At 63.5% G+C, this 18663-nt stretch carries 16 protein-coding genes and 1 pseudogene; 5 read left to right on the top strand and 12 right to left on the bottom strand.

The window, feature by feature from the left end; genetic code table 11:
* Window positions 1–222 precede the first annotated feature (222 nt).
* The gene (locus EDD25_RS10795; protein WP_134173275.1) at window positions 223–1083 is read right to left on the bottom strand and encodes a universal stress protein; all 861 of its coding nucleotides are present in this window, start codon (window positions 1081–1083) and stop codon (window positions 223–225) included.
* Between the two features lie 279 nt (window positions 1084–1362).
* Between EDD25_RS10795 and EDD25_RS10790 the strand changes: the two genes are divergently transcribed.
* Both EDD25_RS10790 and EDD25_RS10785 read left to right on the top strand, forming a co-directional pair.
* The gene (locus EDD25_RS10790) at window positions 1363–2844 is read left to right on the top strand and encodes an HNH endonuclease signature motif containing protein (RefSeq protein WP_134173274.1); all 1482 of its coding nucleotides are present in this window, start codon (window positions 1363–1365) and stop codon (window positions 2842–2844) included.
* Window positions 2845–3078: 234 nt separating this feature from the next.
* Window positions 3079–3432 (top strand): annotated as a pseudogene (locus EDD25_RS10785) (DUF1801 domain-containing protein); the annotation flags it as partial.
* Between the two features lie 125 nt (window positions 3433–3557).
* On the opposite strand, the gene EDD25_RS18200 reads toward EDD25_RS10785, so the two are convergent.
* From EDD25_RS18200 to EDD25_RS10745, 9 genes are all read right to left on the bottom strand, one after another.
* Window positions 3558–3692: a hypothetical protein gene (locus EDD25_RS18200; protein ID WP_277871685.1), complete on the bottom strand. Its 135-nt coding sequence runs from the start codon at window positions 3690–3692 to the stop codon at window positions 3558–3560.
* A 117-nt stretch (window positions 3693–3809) separates the two neighbouring features.
* Window positions 3810–4784 (bottom strand): class 1b ribonucleoside-diphosphate reductase subunit beta, encoded by a 975-nt coding sequence (gene nrdF / locus EDD25_RS10780; protein WP_134173272.1) that lies wholly within the window; start codon window positions 4782–4784, stop codon window positions 3810–3812.
* 119 nt (window positions 4785–4903) lie between these two features.
* Window positions 4904–7009, bottom strand: a complete 2106-nt coding sequence (gene nrdE, locus EDD25_RS10775; RefSeq protein ID WP_134175378.1) for a class 1b ribonucleoside-diphosphate reductase subunit alpha — start codon at window positions 7007–7009, stop codon at window positions 4904–4906.
* A gap of 26 nt (window positions 7010–7035) precedes the next feature.
* Window positions 7036–7440: a class Ib ribonucleoside-diphosphate reductase assembly flavoprotein NrdI gene (gene nrdI, locus EDD25_RS10770; RefSeq protein ID WP_134173271.1), complete on the bottom strand. Its 405-nt coding sequence runs from the start codon at window positions 7438–7440 to the stop codon at window positions 7036–7038.
* A 21-nt stretch (window positions 7441–7461) separates the two neighbouring features.
* Window positions 7462–7695: a glutaredoxin-like protein NrdH gene (gene nrdH / locus EDD25_RS10765; protein ID WP_035880942.1), complete on the bottom strand. Its 234-nt coding sequence runs from the start codon at window positions 7693–7695 to the stop codon at window positions 7462–7464.
* A gap of 393 nt (window positions 7696–8088) precedes the next feature.
* A complete protein-coding gene (locus EDD25_RS10760; protein WP_134173270.1) occupies window positions 8089–9183 on the bottom strand; it encodes a substrate-binding domain-containing protein in 1095 nt (364 codons plus the stop codon).
* A gap of 52 nt (window positions 9184–9235) precedes the next feature.
* Window positions 9236–10567 (bottom strand): multiple monosaccharide ABC transporter permease, encoded by a 1332-nt coding sequence (gene mmsB / locus EDD25_RS10755; RefSeq protein WP_134173269.1) that lies wholly within the window; start codon window positions 10565–10567, stop codon window positions 9236–9238.
* Window positions 10564–12114, bottom strand: coding sequence for a multiple monosaccharide ABC transporter ATP-binding protein (gene mmsA / locus EDD25_RS10750; protein WP_134173268.1), 1551 nt, complete (start codon window positions 12112–12114; stop codon window positions 10564–10566). Before mmsA ends, mmsB begins: the two co-directional genes overlap by 4 nt.
* Window positions 12115–12361: 247 nt before the next feature.
* A complete protein-coding gene (locus EDD25_RS10745; RefSeq protein WP_422386774.1) occupies window positions 12362–13441 on the bottom strand; it encodes a LacI family DNA-binding transcriptional regulator in 1080 nt (359 codons plus the stop codon).
* An 84-nt stretch (window positions 13442–13525) separates the two neighbouring features.
* Between EDD25_RS10745 and EDD25_RS10740 the strand changes: the two genes are divergently transcribed.
* Window positions 13526–14341 carry a shikimate 5-dehydrogenase gene (locus EDD25_RS10740; RefSeq protein WP_134173267.1) on the top strand — a complete coding sequence of 272 codons (816 nt, stop codon included), beginning with the start codon at window positions 13526–13528 and terminating at the stop codon, window positions 14339–14341.
* A gap of 110 nt (window positions 14342–14451) precedes the next feature.
* On the opposite strand, the gene EDD25_RS10735 is transcribed toward EDD25_RS10740, so the two are convergent.
* Both EDD25_RS10735 and EDD25_RS10730 read right to left on the bottom strand, forming a co-directional pair.
* Window positions 14452–15606, bottom strand: a complete 1155-nt coding sequence (locus EDD25_RS10735; RefSeq protein ID WP_134173266.1) for a cystathionine gamma-synthase — start codon at window positions 15604–15606, stop codon at window positions 14452–14454.
* A gap of 27 nt (window positions 15607–15633) precedes the next feature.
* Window positions 15634–16998, bottom strand: a complete 1365-nt coding sequence (locus EDD25_RS10730; protein WP_134173265.1) for a cystathionine beta-synthase — start codon at window positions 16996–16998, stop codon at window positions 15634–15636.
* A gap of 285 nt (window positions 16999–17283) precedes the next feature.
* Between EDD25_RS10730 and EDD25_RS10725 the strand changes: the two genes are divergently transcribed.
* Window positions 17284–17955 (top strand): DUF3105 domain-containing protein, encoded by a 672-nt coding sequence (locus tag EDD25_RS10725; RefSeq protein WP_241986371.1) that lies wholly within the window; start codon window positions 17284–17286, stop codon window positions 17953–17955.
* Window positions 17956–17957: 2 nt separating this feature from the next.
* Window positions 17958–18617, top strand: coding sequence for a DUF305 domain-containing protein (locus EDD25_RS10720; RefSeq protein WP_166671277.1), 660 nt, complete (start codon window positions 17958–17960; stop codon window positions 18615–18617).
* The last annotated feature ends 46 nt before the right edge of the window (window positions 18618–18663 follow it).

Below are 18663 nucleotides of genomic sequence, written 5' to 3'. Positions count from 1 at the left end.
GAACAGCGCCCGTTTGAGGGCTTTGTTGCCTCCTCGCGAGCCGTGTTCGCCGCGGCCCGAGGAGCCGGAAGCGACGTGTCCCTCCCCGGTGATGCAGGCCAGAACTCACCTGGCTTAACAGAAGCCGAGAATTATCGGAACGACGGGTTAGCAAACGCTCCGGCTCTCGACCAGAACAGTTCGAGCCGTTCCACGGTCGACGCATCCCCCGTCAAAAAAACGCTAGGACTTCTTGCGCTTCGTGCGCGTGACGACGGTCGGGCAGGGAGCATGACCGAGCACCTCGTGGCTGACCGAGCCCATCCACAGCCGGCTGAGCGCGCCGCGACCGTGGCTGCCGACCACGAGAAGCTGCGCGGTGGCGGCCGCCTGCATGAGCGCCCGGGCAGGGGTCTCGTCGGCCACGAAGAGCTGGTGCACGACGAGGTCGGGGTAACGGTTTGTGAGGCCGGCCACGGATTCCGCGAGCACCACTCGTTCCTCATCGAGGCGCTCGGCAATACTCTCCTCGGGAATGTGCCTGAGTACTCGCTGCGTGGGCACACGCGCTGCATAGACCGCGGTGAGTTCCTGGCCGGTTCGGTCCGCCTCTGCTGCGGCGAATTCCATGGCGTCGCGTGCATCGATCGAGCCGTCCACGCCGACCACCACGCCGGTTCGGTCACCCGTCAGCAACGGGGGTACGACGGCCACCGGACAGGCGCTCTGGGCGGCGACCTGCATGCTCACGCTGCCGAAGTAGTCCCCACTGATCCCGGTCTTGCGGTGGGTTCCCACCACGATCAGGCTGGCGTCTTCCGACAGCTCGCGGAGCACGTGCTGCGCTGATCCCGTGCGCAGCGACCCTGTCGCAGTCACTGTTGGAGCAAGTTCAGCGGCGCGCGACTCGATCTGCCGAACGAGCGCTTGCTCATCGCTGATGATGCTGTCGTAATAACCGTATTTCTCGGTCAGCCACGCGGCCGGCACCGTGTGCACGAGCGTCACGGGAGCGTCCAGCGCCTCCGCCCGGCGCAACGCCCACTCCAGCGCGGCGGTACTGGTCTCCAATTCATGAACGCCGACGACTATCATGCGGCTCATGGGTCTACCTCGTCTTTCGAAGGGGGTGTCGTCATTGACGGCCTCCCGGTGAGGGCAGCAGGATCACTACCCACGCTCACTATCGCGCATCCGCTCGGGCGAGGCTAGGGGCGGAAGTCCCGGCAGGACTTTTTGACCCCACGCCAGCGCAGCGCACCAGGTGCACCAGGTCATGATGTCGGTGCCCTGATCCCTAGCGGGGTGCCGGTGGATGCGGTCCGGGTGAGCGCACGAATCAGTCACCCGGTCAATGTCGGTGGGTGCTGTCACACTTGTTTCATGACAACCACCATTGACGGTGTTTTCGTTGATCTGACCGGGTCATTGGCTCGGTCGGGTATATCCGCGGCGTCTTTCGCGGAGTTGTCCGACGACGGGTCGGAGAACACCCATCGGGCCATCGCGCAGCACGCTCGCGAGGTCGCCAAGTACGTCGCGCTGTCGGCGGCGAACGTCGCCTCCCGCTCCGACTGGGCGCTCGGCCGGGAAGGCCTCGCGCGCAAGAAGGGCTACGGCACCGCAGAGGACTACGTCCAGGCCCTGGGTGGCGGTGGCGGGAACACCAAAGCGGACACCCGCCGCCTGATCGAGGCCGGCACGATGGCCGCCGAAGCCGAAACCGCCCGGGCCAGGCAGGAGCAGGCCGATACTCACGCCGTGGCACACCCGGAGTCGCCGCCGGTGGCCGTGTACACGCCGTGGTTCGCGCCGCTCGGCTCCGCCGTCACCGACGGAACCCTCAGCACCGACGCCGCCACGGCCATCCGCCGGGGCCTCGGCGAACCGGCGATCGGGGTGACGGACGAGATGCTCGCCGACGCGGTCGTCGCGCTGATTGCCGAGTGCCGCACCGTGAACGCGGACCAGGCGGCGAAGGCCGCCCGGCGCTCCCGGGATGAGATCGATGCCGCCGGCATCGCCTCCCGCGCCGACGCCATGCGAGCCCGCCAGTACCTCCGGGTCTGGGACAAGCCCGACGGGATGTTGCACGGGAGCTTCGAACTGGATCCGGAGAACGGGTCGTATTTCAAGGACTTCCTGTTGCAGATCACCGGCCCGCGCCAAGGTGGGCCGCGGTTCGTGGAGAAGGGTGAGAAGGAGCGAGCGCAGCGCATCATCGCCGACCCGCGGTCAACGGAGCAGATCGCCGCGGAGGCTCTGATCGAGGTGATCAAGGTCGCCGCGGCCGCCGACCCCGGCACACTGTTCGGCCGTATCCGCCCCTCAGTCAAACTCGTCGTCATTGAGGCCCCGGCACCGACACCGGCACCCGGGCAGAGCGCCTCGGGCCAACTGCTCCTGGCGAACGGGTTCGTCGAAGGCACTACCGATGCGGTACCGCCCGCCACGATCGATCGAATGGTGTGCAACTCCGGTTTCACACCGGTGCTGTTCAGCCGAGACGGCACGGTGCTCGACGTCGGACGCGAACAGCGGCTCTTCACCCAGGCGCAACGCGCGGCACTCGCGCTCCGTGACGGCGGCTGCAGGTGGCCGGACTGCCACCGACCACCCAGCTTTTCCGAAGCCCACCACCTGCACCGCTGGAACGCCGACGGGGGCCTCACCAATCTCGATGACGGCATCCTGCTCTGCGTTCGAGATCACCTCCGCCTCCACAATGACCGGTGGGAGATCACCCGCACTGGCACCGAGTACTGGTTGATCCCACCACCGGCGGCCGACGCAACCCGCACCCCTATTCGGCTGGTCAGCAAATCGCCACTGAAGTTGGGGTCGCCGCTGCAACGACGGGCCTGAAGCCAGCGCGCCGCACGCACCAGTCCGTCGAGCCACCAACGTGCTGACTGGATGCAGCTGGGTGATTACGATCCTCGATCGGTTCACCAATCAGGCTTTTACGCATGTGCTCTGGCTTGGCCAAGTGGGCGCGCCATACTGGGGCTATGACCGAGAACAAGACTCACGCAGCCGACGGATGCCTCCGTCGAGGACTTCCTTGACGCGGCGACGCCCGCCCGTCGCCGCGACGACGGCAAGACCCTCGACGCGATCTTCCGCGACGTGACGGGGATCGACCCCGTCATGTGGGGCCCGTCGATTGTGGGCTACGGGAACTTTCACTATGTGTCGCCCGCGAACCCCCGAGCGCGCGGCGACTGGCCGAAGACGGGATTCTCGCCGCGCAAGGCGCAACTGTCGATCTACGGGCTCAAGGATCTCCCCGAGGGCGCCGCCCTGCTACCTCAGCTCGGTACGTATACCGAGGGCATGGGGTGCGTCTACGTGAGGAAGCTCGACGACATCAACCTCGACGTGCTGCGCCGGCTCATTACGATCGCAGCGTCCCGCGGCGACGAACCGGCTCCGCCGACCGCCAAGGGCTAATTGCTAGGCGTTGTAATGCCGCAGTAGCTCCACGAGATACCGCAGTGTGAGGCCCCGGAGAATGACGAGAAGCCCAAACTCGGACCTTGAGGGTCAGAATTTGGGCTTCCCATCAGATCCCGAATCTACTTGCCGGGCTTCTTCTTCGGCTGGGCGCGGGCTTTTGCGGCGACAGTCTCGGCTGCGGCGCTGAACCGTGCGTTTCTCATCCCTGCACTTTTTCCAACTTTGTTGTTGGTCTGCTTGGCGTTTTGGGCCATGGTGCACACTCCAATCAATTACGTTCCGAGATATGACTCCTGTGCTTGAACCCGAGTTGCCCAACCATATCGGTCCCGCTTGCGGAGACTCTGCGAGTGCCGTACTTCTCGAGTCGGCTAGAAGTCCCAGTCGTCGTCTTCGGTGTTGACGGCCTTGCCGATCACGTACGAGGAGCCCGACCCGGAGAAGAAGTCGTGGTTCTCGTCGCCGTTGGGTGAAAGCGCCGCGAGAATCGCCGGGTTCACGTCGCAGACGTCCTTCGGGAAGATCGCCTCGTAGCCGAGGTTCATCAGCGCCTTGTTGGCGTTGTAGTGCAGGAACTTCTTCACGTCTTCGCTCAGGCCGAGCTCGTCGTACAGGTCCTGCGTGTACTGAACCTCGTTCTCGTACAGCTCAAAGACGAGGTTGAACGTGTAGTCCTTGATCTCGTCGCGACGGGCCTGGGACTCTTTCTCGAGGCCCTTCTGAAACTTGTACCCAATGTAGTACCCGTGCACGGCTTCGTCACGAATGATCAAACGGATGAGGTCGGCCGTGTTGGTGAGGCGCGCCCGGCTGGAGAAGTACATCGGCAGGTAGAAGCCCGAGTAGAACAGGAACGACTCGAGCAGTACCGAGGCGACCTTGCGCTTGAGCGGGTCGTCACCCTGGTAGTAGTCCATGACGATGGATGCCTTGCGCTGCAGGTTCTCGTTCTCGGTCGACCAGCGGAACGCCTCGTCGATCTCCTTCGTCGACGCGAGCGTCGAGAAGATCGAGGAGTAGCTCTTGGCGTGCACCGACTCCATGAACGCGATGTTCGTGTACACGGCTTCCTCGTGCGGGGTGATCGCATCCGGGATGAGCGAGACGGCGCCAACGGTGCCCTGGATCGTGTCGAGCAGGGTCAGGCCGGTGAACACTCGCATGGTGAGCTGCTGCTCCACGGGAGTGAGCTGGTTCCACGACTGGATGTCGTTGGACAGCGGGATCTTCTCGGGGAGCCAGAAGTTGTTCGTGAGGCGGTTCCACACCTCGACGTCTTTCTCGTCCTCGATCTTGTTCCAGTTGATCGCATCAACGTGCGACACCAGCTTGAGCTTGTCAATCATGGGTTTTCCTTAGTCGTTGGTCGAGCTTCTCGCCCGGTGATCAAGCCTGTTGAGATCCGTGGTCTCGGCCGGTTGTCGAGCCTGTCGAGACACGACCACCGCTGGTTCAGCGAATTACATTACAGCGCGCACGAGACGCAACCCTCAACTTCGGTGCCCTCAAGCGCCATCTGGCGCAGACGAATGTAGTAGATCGTCTTGATGCCCTTTTTCCACGCGTAGATCTGGGCCTTGTTGATGTCGCGCGTGGTGGCCGTGTCCTTGAAGAACAGGGTCAGCGAGAGGCCCTGGTCCACGTGCTGCGTTGCCGCCGCGTACGTGTCGATGACCTTCTCAGCACCGATCTCGTAGGCATCCTGGTAGAAGTCCAGGTTGTCGTTCGTCATGAACGGGGCCGGGTAGTACACGCGACCCAGCTTGCCTTCCTTGCGAATCTCGATCTTCGCCGCGATCGGGTGGATCGATGCGGTCGAGTTGTTGATGTACGAGATCGACCCGGTGGGCGGCACGGCCTGCAGGTTCTGGTTGTAGATGCCGTGCTTCATGACGGATGCCTTCAGCTCGACCCAGTCGGCCTGCGTGGGAATCTCAACGGCGGAGTTCGCGAACAGCTCGGCGCAGCGCGCGGTGGCAGGCTCCCACACCTGGTCGGTGTACTTGTCGAAGAACGCGCCGGAGGCGTAGGTGGAATCCTCGAAGCCCTCGAAGGTGCGACCGCGTTCCATCGCGATGGCGTTCGAGGCACGCAGAGCGTGGAACAACACCGTGTAGAAGTAGATGTTCGTGAAGTCGATGCCCTCTTCACTGCCGTAGTAGATGCGCTCGCGGGCGAGGTAGCCGTGCAGGTTCATCTGGCCGAGGCCGATGGCGTGCGAGCGGTCGTTTCCGTCTTCGATCGAACGAACGGATGCGATGTGGCTCTGGTCAGAGACCGCGCTGAGGCCGCGAATGGCGGTGTCGACCGTGCGACCGAGGTCCGGGGCATCCATGGCCAGGGCGATATTCATCGACCCGAGGTTGCAGGAGATGTCCTTGCCGATCTCCTTGTACGAGAGGTCCTCGTTGTACGTCGTTGGCGTGTTCACCTGCAGGATCTCGGAGCAGAGGTTCGACATGTTAACGCGGCCCTTGATCGGGTTCGCCGCATTCACGGTGTCCTCGAACATGATGTACGGATAGCCGGACTCGAACTGGATCTCCGCGAGCGTCTGGAAGAAATCGCGCGCCTTCATCTTCGACTTCTTGATGCGCGGGTTGTCGACCATATCGTGGTACTTCTCGGTGACCGAGATGTCGGCGAAGGGCACGCCGTACTCGCGCTCCACGTCGTAGGGCGAGAACAGGTACATGTCTTCCCCCTTCTTGGCGAGCTCGAAGGTGATGTCGGGAACGACCACGCCGAGGGATAGCGTCTTGATGCGGATCTTCTCGTCGGCGTTCTCACGCTTGGTGTCGAGGAAACGCATGATGTCGGGGTGGTGGGCGTGCAGGTACACGGCACCGGCACCCTGGCGGGCGCCGAGCTGGTTCGCGTAGCTGAAGGAGTCTTCGAGCAGCTTCATCACGGGAATGATTCCGCTCGACTGGTTCTCGATGTGCTTGATCGGCGCACCCGATTCGCGGATGTTGCTGAGCAGCAACGCGACGCCGCCGCCTCGCTTCGACAGCTGAAGCGAGGAGTTGATGCCTCGGGAAATCGACTCCATGTTGTCTTCGATGCGCAGGAGGAAGCAGGAGACGAGCTCACCGCGCTGGGCCTTGCCCGAGTTGAGGAAGGTGGGGGTGGCCGGCTGAAAACGACCGGCGATGATCTCTTCGACGAGGGCCACGGCGAGCTTCTCGTCGCCCTGGGCCAGCCCAAGGGCGGTCATGACGACGCGGTCTTCGAAGCGCTCGAGGTAACGGTTGCCGTCAAAGGTCTTGAGCGTATAAGACGTGTAGTACTTGAACGCGCCGAGGAAGCTCTTGAAGCGGAACTTCTTGGAGTAGGCGAGGTTGTTGAGGCTCTCGATGAACTCGAAGTTGTACAGGTCGAGCACGGCCTGCTCGTAGTATTCCTTCTCCACAAGGTAATCAAGCCGCTCGCGCAGGCTGTGGAAGAAGACCGTGTTCTGGTTCACGTGCTGGAGGAAGAACTCGCGCGCCGCTTCCTGATCCTTCTCGAACTGGATCTCACCGTTCGGTCCGTACAGGTTGAGCATGGCATTGAGCGAGTGGTAGTCCATGCTCGGGGCTTCTACCGAGGTGACTTTCACGGCCGTAGTTTCCAAAATTCTTCCAATCCGTCGTGAACGATGCGCACATCATCCGGTGTTCCAAATACTTCGAAGCGATACAGGTGGGGAACCGCGAGCTTGGCCGCGATGATGTCCCCGGCGAGGCAGAAAGCCTCACCAAAATTCGTGTTGCCGGCGCCGATGACGCCGCGGATCAAGGAGCGATTGTGCGGATCATTGAGAAATCGAATGACCTGCTTGGGAACGGCTCCTCCCTGACCTCCGCCACCATAGGTGGGCAGGCACAAGACGTAGGGCTCGGTGACAGTGAGAGCGGGAGCGCTCGCATACAGCGGGATTCGACTCGCCGGGCGACCGAGCTTCTCAATGAAACGGTGGGTATTGCCTGAAACGCTGGAAAAGTAGACGAGTTCAGTCATTCATCACCTGCCGGGACAGTGTTACGCAAGGCGCGCGGCGAGCGCGTTGATCTTGTCCGGGCGAAAACCCGACCAGTGCTCCTCGTCGGTGATGACAACGGGCGCCTGCAGGTAACCGAGGGCCTTGACCGCTTCGAGTGCGTTCTCATCGACCGAGAGGTCGAGAACTTCGTACTCGATGCCCTTGTTGTCCAAGGCGCGATACGTCGCGGTGCACTGGACGCATGAGGGCTTGGTGTAGACCGTAATTGCCATTGCAGATGGCCTTTCTTTGTTGTGGCAGAACTGCGTGTCAGAACTGCTTTTCACTGGTGCAACCAGGTGCGATACTGAGGAAGTTTTTCGCCCGGCACTAGTGCCTGACTACTCTCTCAATACTACATCTAGTGATGAGAAAACGGAATGGCCACTAGATGAGGTAATTACAATTATGTAGTTATCCACCGACATTCCACCGAGTTACCCACAGGCCCGGGCGAAAAGAGCGCCTGATTCCGCGGGCTGAACCCGAGTTATCCACAGGCCAACGGCGGGGCACGAATTTACCGGTGAATGCCCGATCGGCGTGTCGTACCACCACCCCGTTACGCAACAAGGGGCCGACCCCACCGGGTCGGCCCCTTGCCTGTTTTGCTGCTGAAACGGATGCTACTTGGTCAACGGAGCCAGTTTCGGGTCGTTGGCGTAGGCTTCGGCCGCGTTGTCCTTGGTGACGATCACCGGGGGAAGCAGGTAGGCGGGAACAACCTTGACGCCGTTGTCGTAGGATTCGGTGTCATTCACCTCTGGCTTGTCGCCCTTCTGAAGGGTCTTCACCATGTCGATGGCCTGAGCCACGAGAACGCGGGTGTCCTTGTTGATCGTGGAGTACTGCTCGCCGGCCATGATCGACTTGACCGACTCGGCTTCGGAGTCCTGTCCGGTCACGATCGGGATCGGCTTACCGGCGGCCTTCACCGACGTGATGATCGCGCGCGCCAAGGTGTCGTTCGGAGATAGCACGCCGTCCAACTCCTGGCTTCCGTAGGTACTGGTGAGCAGCGAGTCCATCCGGCTCTGCGCGTTCTCCGGCTTCCAGTCGGCAGTTGCGGTCTGCTTGATGTCGGTCTGTCCCGAGGCGACAACGAGGGTTCCGTCGTCGATCTTCGGCTGCAAAACGCTCATGGCGCCGTTGAAGAACACCGGCGCATTGGCGTCAGCAGAGTTGCCCGAGAACAGCTCGATGTTGTACGGACCCTCGGGCTTCACTGCGGCGAGGCCATCGAGCAGCGCCTGACCCTGCAGCTCACCGACCTTGAAGTTGTCGTACGCCACGTAATAGTCCACGGCGTCGGTGTTCAGGATGAGACGGTCGTAGGCGATGACGACGGCGCCGGCATCGTGGGCGTCCTGGACCTGCGTGCCGAGCTGGCCGCCGTCCTGAGCACCGATGATGATGACCTTGGCACCGCTGGTGACCATGGCGGAGATCTGGTCCTGCTGGTCCTTCACGGTGGTGGAGGCTCCGGCGTACTGCACGTCACCCGTGAAGCCGGCCTCCTTGAGGCCGTCCTCGAACAGGCCACCCGCGAGAACCCAGTTCTCGGATGTCTTTGACGGCAGCGCCACACCGATGGTGGCGTCGGCCGCGAAACCGGTGGTGTCGCCGGCGCCGGAGGTATCGGCGCGACCGCCGGAGCAACCGGACAGGGCCATAAGCGCCACTGCGGCGATCGCCGTGGTGAGGATGAGTCTTTTTCGCATTTCAATCACTTTCTATTCATTGAGGGCATGTTGAATAAAGCCGGAAAAACGGTTAGCGGGGAAGGTCTGCCGGCCTGGCGCTGTCCGGCGTGCCGGCATCCGGTGCGACGTTCGGCGGCTCGGGTGCGGGCTCGGTGACGTTGCGATTGCGGGTGAGGAAGCCCATGAGCGAGGGTCGCCCCTGGCTCTTGTTCCACACATCGACACCCACGGCCACGAGAAGCACGAGGCCCTTGATGATCTGAACCAGGTCGGAACCGACACCCAGGAGCTGAAGACCGTTGTTCAGCACGGCCATCACCAGGCCACCGATGATCGAGCCGATCACGGTTCCGATACCGCCGGACACCGCAGCGCCTCCGATGAACACGGCCGCGATCGCGTCGAGCTCCCAGCTGAGGCCGTCCTGCGGACCGGAGGCCTGGGAACGGGCGACGAAGATCATGCCGGCGAGCGAGGCGAGGATCGACATGTTCATCATCACCAGGAAGTTGATCCGGCGCGACTTCACACCGGAGAGCTCGGCGGCAAGCTTGTTGCCACCGACGGCGTAGATGTGTCGACCTACGATCGTGTTGCGGGAGATGAAGGCGTAGAGCAGCACCAGGAGTCCGAGGATTATTCCCGATACCGGGAAGCTGGTTCCGACGCGACCGCTGGCGAACTGCAGCGTGGCGAAGATCAGCACACCGTCGAGCAGCACGATCTTGAGGATGCTGACCCAGAGGGGTGCGGTCTCTGAGCCCATTGCCTTCTGGGTGCGACGAGCTCGGAACTCGACCCAGATGACGGCAAGGGCCAGGACCAGGCCGAGCAGCAGGGTGAGGTTGTTGTAGCCGAAGTCCGGTCCCACCTCCGGCAGGTAGCCGGCGCCGATGAACGTGAAGCCCTTGGGCACCGGAACGGTGTTCGCGTTTCCGATCAGCTGGTTTCCACCGCGGAAGATGAGCATGCCGGCGAGCGTCACGATGAAGGCCGGCACACCGATGTATGCCACCCAGAACCCCTGCCACGCCCCGATCAGGGCACCGACGAAGAGGCCGAAGACGATGGCGAGCGGCCACGGGAAGTTCCAGCTCTGCATCGACGTCGCCACGATGATGCCGGCGAACGCGGCCACCGAACCCACGGACAGGTCAATGTGGCCGGCGATGATCACGAGAACCATACCGATGGCGAGGATCAGGATGTAGGAGTACTGGCTCACCAGGTTGATCAGGTTGCCGGGAGAGAGCGTGAGCCCGTCGGTGGCGATCTGGAAGAAGACGATGATCCCGATCAAGCTGAAGAGGATTCCGAACTGGCGCAGGTTCGATGCGCCCCCGCCGAACAGCTTCTTCAGGTCGCGGATGCCGCCCGTTTTGGTATTCGAGTCTGTACTCATCTGCTCTGCACTTTCTTCTTCGCGGAGGTCATGCTCTTCATCAGTGATTCGGGATCCGCCGCACTGCCGTCGATGCAGTCGGTGATGGCGCCCTCAAAAATTGTGTAGATACGGTCGGCAAGGCCGAGCAGCTCCGGCAGCTCGGAGGAGATCAGGATGACGCCCTTACCCTGCGCCGCGAGCTCCTGGATGATGCCGTAGATCTCGTACTTGGCACCCACGTCGATGCCGCGAGTTGGCTCATCGAGGATGAGCACCTCGGGATCGGTGAACATCCATTTGGCCAGCACGACCTTCTGCTGGTTTCCCCCGGAGAGCTTTGCAACGCCGGCGTCAACGCTGGGAGTTTTGATGCGCAGACTCTTTCGATATTCCTCCGCAATCGCGAACTCGCGGGAGTCGTCGACGACCGGGCCGCGGGAGATCTTGGACAGTTTGGCGGAGACAACGCTGCGTTTGATGTCGTCAAGAAGATTGAGCCCGAGCGCCTTCCGATCCTCGCTGACATACGCCAGGCCGTGGTCGATGGCCTCCGAGACGTTGCGGATCTCGATTTCCTTGCCGTCCATGAACATGTGCCCGGACAGGAAGTTGCCATACGAGCGGCCGAAGATGCTCATGGCGAGCTCCGTGCGGCCGGCGCCCATGAGGCCGGCGATGCCGACGATCTCGCCGCGGCGAACAGTGAGGTTCGATCCCTTGACGACCATGCGCTCGGGGTTCTGCGGATGCTGCACCGTCCAGTCCCGCACCTCGAAAAGCACCTCGCCGATGTGCGGCGTGCGGTCGGGGAATCGGCTCTCCAGGCTGCGGCCGACCATGCCCCGAATGATTCGGTCCTCGTTGACGCCGTCGTGCAGGATATCGAGGGTCTCGATGGTCTTTCCGTCGCGGATGATGGTGATCGTGTCGGCGACCAGCTCAATCTCGTTGAGCTTGTGGGAGATCATGATCGAGCTGATTCCCTTGCCTTTGAGCCCGCGAATCAGGTCGAGCAGGTGCTGGGAATCTGCCTCGTTCAATGCCGCGGTCGGCTCATCGAGAATGAGCAGCTTCACGTCCTTGTTCAGTGCCTTGGCGATCTCCACCAGCTGCTGCTTGCCCACACCAATGTGCTTGATGAGCGTGTCCGGATCGTCGCGCAGTCCCACCCGCGCGAGGAGCTCAAGCGCCCGCCTTTTCGACGCGGACCAGTCGATTGCCCCGTGACGCACCATCTCGTTGCCGAGGAAAATGTTCTCCGTAATGGAGAGTTCCGGGATGAGCGCGAGTTCCTGATGGATGATGGCGATGCCGGCCGCTTCACTCGAGCGGATGTCTTTGAATTGCACGCGCTTGCCCTGGAAGACGATCTCCCCGGTGAAGGTTCCGGCCGGGTACACGCCGGACAGCACCTTCATGAGGGTCGATTTTCCGGCGCCGTTCTCCCCGCAGATGGCGTGGATCTCTGCCGCCTTGACGGTGAGGGACACGTTGGAGAGGGCCTTGACGCCGGGGAACTCCTTGGTGATGGAGCGCATCTCCAGGATGGTGGGGCGGGTCGACATCGTTGTACTCCTTGCGCCGGCATTCATGTGTCGTCACGCGCCAGGGGCGCTCGTTCAGCGAGTGCCGATCGAGTGATTCCGCCGGTCGTCACAGCGGGAATAGTACCGCCAAAAGGACATTTCCTGAACACGTGCCTGACCTCAATGTCATGCGAATACGGATGGGTGAGTGGTGTGAACTTTGTCGTGTGACCGTTCACATCGTTGATAATATTGCGGCGTGAAGGGCATCTCTGTCAAGCGGCGTTTAGTAACGCTTAGGTAACGGAGCCGGCCGACCGGGAGCCGGGCCGGTGGACTCCCGCACCACGAGGCGGGGCAGGGTCTGCAGAGTCTCGACGGCTTCGTCCGTACCCTGCACCTCCTCCAGCAGAAGGGCCACGGCCCGTCGACCGATCTCGGTGAAGTTCTCGTGCACCGTGGTGAGCGGCGGCCAGAAGTGCGCCGCCAATGGGATGTCGTCGAACCCGACCACACTCACCTCCCCGGGCACATTCACCCCCTCGTCGCGAAAGGCATGCAGTAGTCCCGCAGCCATCTGGTCGTTCGCGGCGAACACGGCGGTGAAATCCCGGCCACGGGAGAGCTCCCGGCCGGCGAAGTAGCCGAAGTCCGCGGTCCAATCACCGAGAATCGGCGGATGGGTGCGCAGCTCGGCCCGGTCGATCTCGTCCAGGAAGCCTCGCATCCGTGCCTCTGCCTCGATCCAGTCCTGGGGACCGGCCAGGTGCAGAATCTCCCGGTGGCCCAGATCGATGAGGTGTCGGGTCGCCAGTCGGGCGCCCTCGATCTGATCGACCGACAGCGCCCTCGGGCCGGTAACGGTGATCGATTGCAGGCTCACGTACGGAACCTGGATCGACATGCTGGCGAGGGCGTCGAACACTCGAACCTGCGGGGCAACCACGACCAGTCCCTCAATCGACTGGCTCATGAGGTGGTCGATGGCATCGCGGATTGACTCGGGGTCGAGCGCGTTGAGATTGGCCGTAATCACGTAGTACTCCGCGGCACGCGCCGCATCTTCAATGGCGGCGATGCTGCTCGACGGACCAAGCTGGGCGTTCCGCGCCGCGAGAACGCCAATGGTGTGCGAGCGCCCGGCCACGAGTGCGCGTGCCGCCCGATTGGGTCGATAGCTGAGCTCGGCCATGGCGGCGAGCACGCGTTCTTTCGTGGAATCCCGGATACTGGGGTGATCGTTGAGCACCCGGGAGACGGTCTGGTGGGACACGTCGGCGAGCTTCGCGACATCCCGAATGCTCGGTGCGCGTTCCTTGGGCGACTCAGGCGGCACGGCGGTTCCCGATCGTATGTGCACGGTCACAATTATGATCGCCTCCCTATTATGCACAGCATTCGGTCAGGCTGCGACTGACACTCTGGGTCATTTTTTCGACCAGAATGGCGTATGCCCATTTTGAACAAAGACATGACGCTGTGCATCTCCCTCGCGGCCCGTCCGAGCAATCTCGGTACTCGGTTCCACAATTTTCTGTACGACGAACTCGCACTGAACTTCGTCTACAAGGCCTTCGCCCCCATAGCCCTGGCGCAGGCCGTCGCGGGCGTGCGCGGACTGGGCATCCGCGGCTGCGCGGTGTCAATGCCCTTCAAGGAAGAGGTGATCGCCCTCGTCGACGACATGGATGCCTCGGCATCGGCCATCAACTCGGTCAATACGATCGTGAACGACAACGGGCACCTCACGGCGTACAACACCGACTACACTGCGGTGCAACTGCTGCTTGCGCAGCACGCCGTCCCCGCCGGACTGTCCGTGCTCCTGCGCGGCAGCGGTGGAATGGCCAAGGCCGTGGCCGCGGCGCTGCATGACGCCGGGTTCACCGACGGCACCATCGTGGCCCGCAACGAAACCACCGGCCGCGCTCTTGCCGACCTCTACGGCTTCGGGTGGGCGCCGGAGGTGGGCGAGCTGCAGGCCGGCCTGATCGTGAACGTGACGCCCGTGGGCATGAGCGGTGGCGCGGAGGCGCACGAGGTGTCCTTCCCGGCCGCCACGGTCGCCGCCGCAACCTGGGTGCTCGACGTGGTTGCCTCCCCGTCGGAGACCCCGCTGATCCGGGCGGCGCGGGCCGCGGGCAAGCCGGTCATCACCGGGGCCGAGGTCGCGGCCGTTCAAGCCGAGGAGCAATTCGTGCTCTACACGGGCGTGCGTCCCACCGCCGAGCAGGTGCGTCGGGCCTCCGAGTTCTCCCGCGCCTGACCCGGCGTCCGCGCCTGCGGCATCCGCTTGCCCGCCTCAGTCGACTGGCGCCCTTTGCACTCTCCGCGTGCCCGGGAAGATGCGAAGGGCGCCACTGGCGGCGTGGGGGCCTACTTGCGCGGGAGGGCGGCCTCCAGGTCGGCGATGAGGTCGGCCACGTCTTCGATGCCCACCGAGAGACGCACAATGTTGTCGGCCACCTCGAGTTCGGTGCCGCGCACCGAGGCGTGCGTCATCTCCGCGGGGTAGTTCACGAGTGATTCCACGCCGCCAAGGGACTCCGCCAGCTGGAAGAGGTGGGTCGACTCGCAGAACTTCCGCGCTGCCTTCGCGCCCCCCTTGAAGGAAAGGGCGATCATGCCGCCGAAGCCGCTCATCTGCTGCTTAGCGAGTTCGTGGCCCGGGTGAGCGGGCAGGCCCGGGTAGTAGACGGTCTCCACGGCGGCGTGCGCGTCGAGGAACTCGGCGATGGCCTGCGCGTTGCTGCAGTGGCGGTCCATGCGCACCGACAGGGTCTTGATGCCACGCACGGTGAGCCAGGCGTCGAGCGGAGCCGACACCGGGCCGACGGCGAACTGCAGGAAGGTGACTTTCTCGGCAAGCTCGTCATCGTTGATGATGAGGGCGCCTCCGAGCACGTCGGAGTGACCGCCGAGGTACTTGGTCGTGGAGTGCACCACGACGTCGGCGCCGAGCGACAACGGGTTCTGCAGCGCGGGAGACGCAAACGTGTTGTCGACGACGACAACGATGCCGGCGCGGTGGCCGATGTCGGCAAGCTCGGCGATATCACTGATCTTCATGAGCGGGTTGCTCGGCGTCTCGATCCAGAGGATCTTCGTCTCGCCGGCGATAATCGCCTTCTCGACGGCGCGCAGGTCGGACAGATCGACCGTGGTGTTGCGCACGCCGGAGGAGCCGTGCACGCGTTCAATCAGCCGGTGGGTTCCGCCATACACGTCGTTGCCGAGCACGATGTGGTCACCCGGCTTGAGAATCGCACGCAGGAGGGTGTCCTCCGCGGCGAGTCCGCTCGCGAACGACAGTCCGTGCTTTCCGCCTTCGAGGGCCGCGAGCAGGGTCTCCAGCGAGTTACGGGTGGGGTTGCCGCCACGGCTGTACTCGTACCCGCCGCGCAGGTTGCCGATGCTCTCCTGCACGTAAGTGGACGTCTGGTAGATCGGCGGGATCACGGCGCCGGTCGTCGGGTCGAATGCCTGTCCGGCGTGGATGGCGACGGTGTCGAAGTTCTTTTTCTTGGCCATGGTGGGCTCCTCACTGGAAAGAATGGTTTAGACGCTCAGGTAGGTGAGCAGGTCGTGACGGGTGAGCACGCCGAGCGGCTTGCCGCCGTCGGTCACGAGCATCGCGTCGTAGTGGGCAAAGGCCGTGCGAGCCGTGGACACCGGCTCGTTCACGCCGATGAGCGGGAGCGATTCACCGACGATGCCGCCGACCCGGTCGGTCAGCTGGGCCTCACCGGAGAAGACCAGTTCCATCAGGGTGCGCTCGTCGAGGGCGCCGAGCACTTCACCCATCACCACCGGAGGCTTGGCGGAAAGCACGAGCAGTTGGGATACGCCCTGGCTCGTCATTGTCGCGATCGCGTCATGAACGGTGTCACTCGGGTGAACGTAGACGAAGGGTGGAAGCGTGCCGGTCTTCGCCTCAAGCACGTTGGCGACCGTGTGGCCGGCCGGCGCGTTGGTGAAACCGTAGCTGCGCATCCACCCGTCGTTGAAGATCTTGCCGAGGTAGCCGCGCCCGCCGTCGGGCAACAGCACAACAACCGTGTCGCGCTCGGTGAGCGTTTCCGCGAGGCGCAGCGCGGCCACGACGGCCATGCCGCTCGAACCGCCGACCAGTATTCCCTCCTCGAGGGCGAGCCGGCGGGTCATGGCGAAGGAATCGGCGTCGCTGACCGCGATCACCTCGTGCACGACGGCCGGGTCGTAGGCGCCGGGCCAGAAGTCCTCGCCCACCCCCTCCACGAGGTACGGCCGTCCGGTTCCGCCGGAGTACACCGAGCCCTCGGGGTCAGCGCCCACGATGCGCACGGCGTCGTTCGACACTTCGCGCAGGTAGCGGCCGGTTCCCGTGATGGTTCCGCCGGTGCCGACCCCGGCCACGAAGTGCGTCACGGTTCCGTCGGTGTCCCGCCAAATTTCGGGGCCGGTGGTCTCGTAGTGGCTGAGCGGACCGTTCGGGTTGAAGTACTGGTTGGGCTTGAACGCACCGGGAATCTCCCGCGCCAGGCGGTCAGAAACGCTGTAGTACGACTCGGGGTCATCGGGAGCAACGGATGTCGGTGTCACGACGATCTCTGCCCCGTAGGCCGTGAGCACATTGCGTTTGTCTTCCCCCACCTTGTCGGGCAGCACGAAAACGCACTTGTAACCGCGCTGCTGCGCGACGAGGGCCAGACCGACCCCGGTGTTGCCGCTGGTGGGTTCCACAATCGTTCCCCCGGGCTTCAGCAGACCGTCGCGCTCGGCGGCATCGATGATGCGCACCGCGATGCGATCCTTCGCCGATCCGCCCGGGTTGAGATACTCCAGTTTCACCAGCACGGTCGCCCTGGTGTCTCCGGTGACCTTGTGGAGCTTGACCAGCGGGGTGTCGCCGATGAGGTCAAGGATGGTGTTTGCGATCTTCATGGAGTGTCCTTCATCGGATGTCTCGTAAAAGTGAAAAGCGGCGGCGTGCGGTCGTGGATCGCAGGAGGGAAGTCTCGGGAGCGCGATGTCGGGCATCCGCTTCGCCGCTTCCCGGGGCAGCCGGGGCACGGCTCAAAAGGTCGGCTAAAAACAGCAACGACACGAAGACGCGGTAAGCACAGGCACGTCTCCACTCTATCGGCCCCTCTGGGGACTTATACAGAAGATCACCGGGTCGCGCTGATAGATTCGGAGGGATATTGCACCGCTATGAGAGGTCCTCGCATGCCCCAGCCCGGCTCGCCCGTGAACCAAGCCAGTTTGAAGGAGAAGCGCGCTGCCCAGCGCGCGAAGAAGCTCGAGGTTTTTCACGCCCAGCAGAAACGCAGCAAGCGCAACCGTCGCATCGGCATCATCTCTGCCGTTGTGGGTGGCGTGGCCGTGGTCGGCCTCGTCGTCACCATGGTCGTGCTCACCCCGCAAGCCCCTAACTATGCCGGCGGCGGCACAGGCGAGAAGATCGAGGGCGCCCTCGCTTTTGAGAACGGCAACGGCCACGTGGAAACGCCGGTCTCCTACGACCAGAAGCCGCCCGTGGGCGGCGAGCACAACCCCGCGTGGCTCAACTGCGGCGTGTATGAGCAGCCGATTCCCAGCGAGAATGCGGTGCACTCCCTTGAGCACGGTGCGATTTGGGTCACCTACGACCCCGCGATAAGTGCCGACGAGCTCGACGCCGTCAAGGCCCTGCTGCCCTCAACGTACGTCGTACTGTCGCCCTTCGAGGACTCGCCGGCGCCGATCGTGCTGAGCGGCTGGAACGTGCAGCTTCAGCTCGACTCCGCTGAAGACCCCCGGCTCCCGCAGTTCTTCTCAGAGTATTGGAAGAGCGGCACTGCGCCAGAAATCGGCGCGCCATGCTCCGGCGGGGTCGACGCCCCCGGCAAGGTTTCCTAGGCGTGGAGGGCGAGGCGGAGTCGCCGCGGCGCCGTGGCCGCACGGCTGTTCTCGTGGCGGTGATCCTCACCGCCGTGATCGTGGGCGTGTCGGCATTCTCCGTGGGGCGACTGAGCACCCTCGCCGATCCGATGCCCGTCTCCACGAGCGCCGAGGCCGGATTCGCCCGCGACATGCAGGTGCACCACGACCAGGGTGTGCAGCTGGGACTGCTTATTCGTGATCGTTCCATCGACGAGGCCGTGCGCCTGCTCGGTTACGACATCGTCACGACGCAGGGCCAACAGTCCGGTCAGATGTTCGGCTGGCTAAGCGTCTGGGGGCTGAGCCAGGCGCCACCGGAGGCGTCCATGACCTGGATGACCCTGCCGGGCAGCACGGACGGCACACACGATAATGCCGGGGCGCATCAGCCCGGCGATCCGATGCCGGGTCTCGCAACGGACGCCCAGATGGCCTCGCTCACCGCGGCATCGGGTGTGGAGGCCGACCGCATCTTTCTCACCCTGATGATCGCGCACCATGAAGGCGCGATCGACATGGCCGAGGCGGTGCTGGACCGCACAGGCAACTCCGTCGTTCGGTCCTTCGCGACGGCCGTGGTGGCGAGCCAGCAGAGTGAAATCAAGCTCATGACCGAGATGCTGGCCGCGCGAGCCTAGGCGAGAACTGCTCGACGGCCACGCGCCTTTCAAATCCGGCCCGCGC

This window comes from Cryobacterium psychrophilum (assembly GCF_004365915.1).
Classification (GTDB): Bacteria; Actinomycetota; Actinomycetes; order Actinomycetales; family Microbacteriaceae; genus Cryobacterium; species Cryobacterium psychrophilum.
The sequence above is the reverse complement of the archived record's forward strand: the minus strand, read 5'-3'. Positions and strand labels throughout refer to the sequence as shown.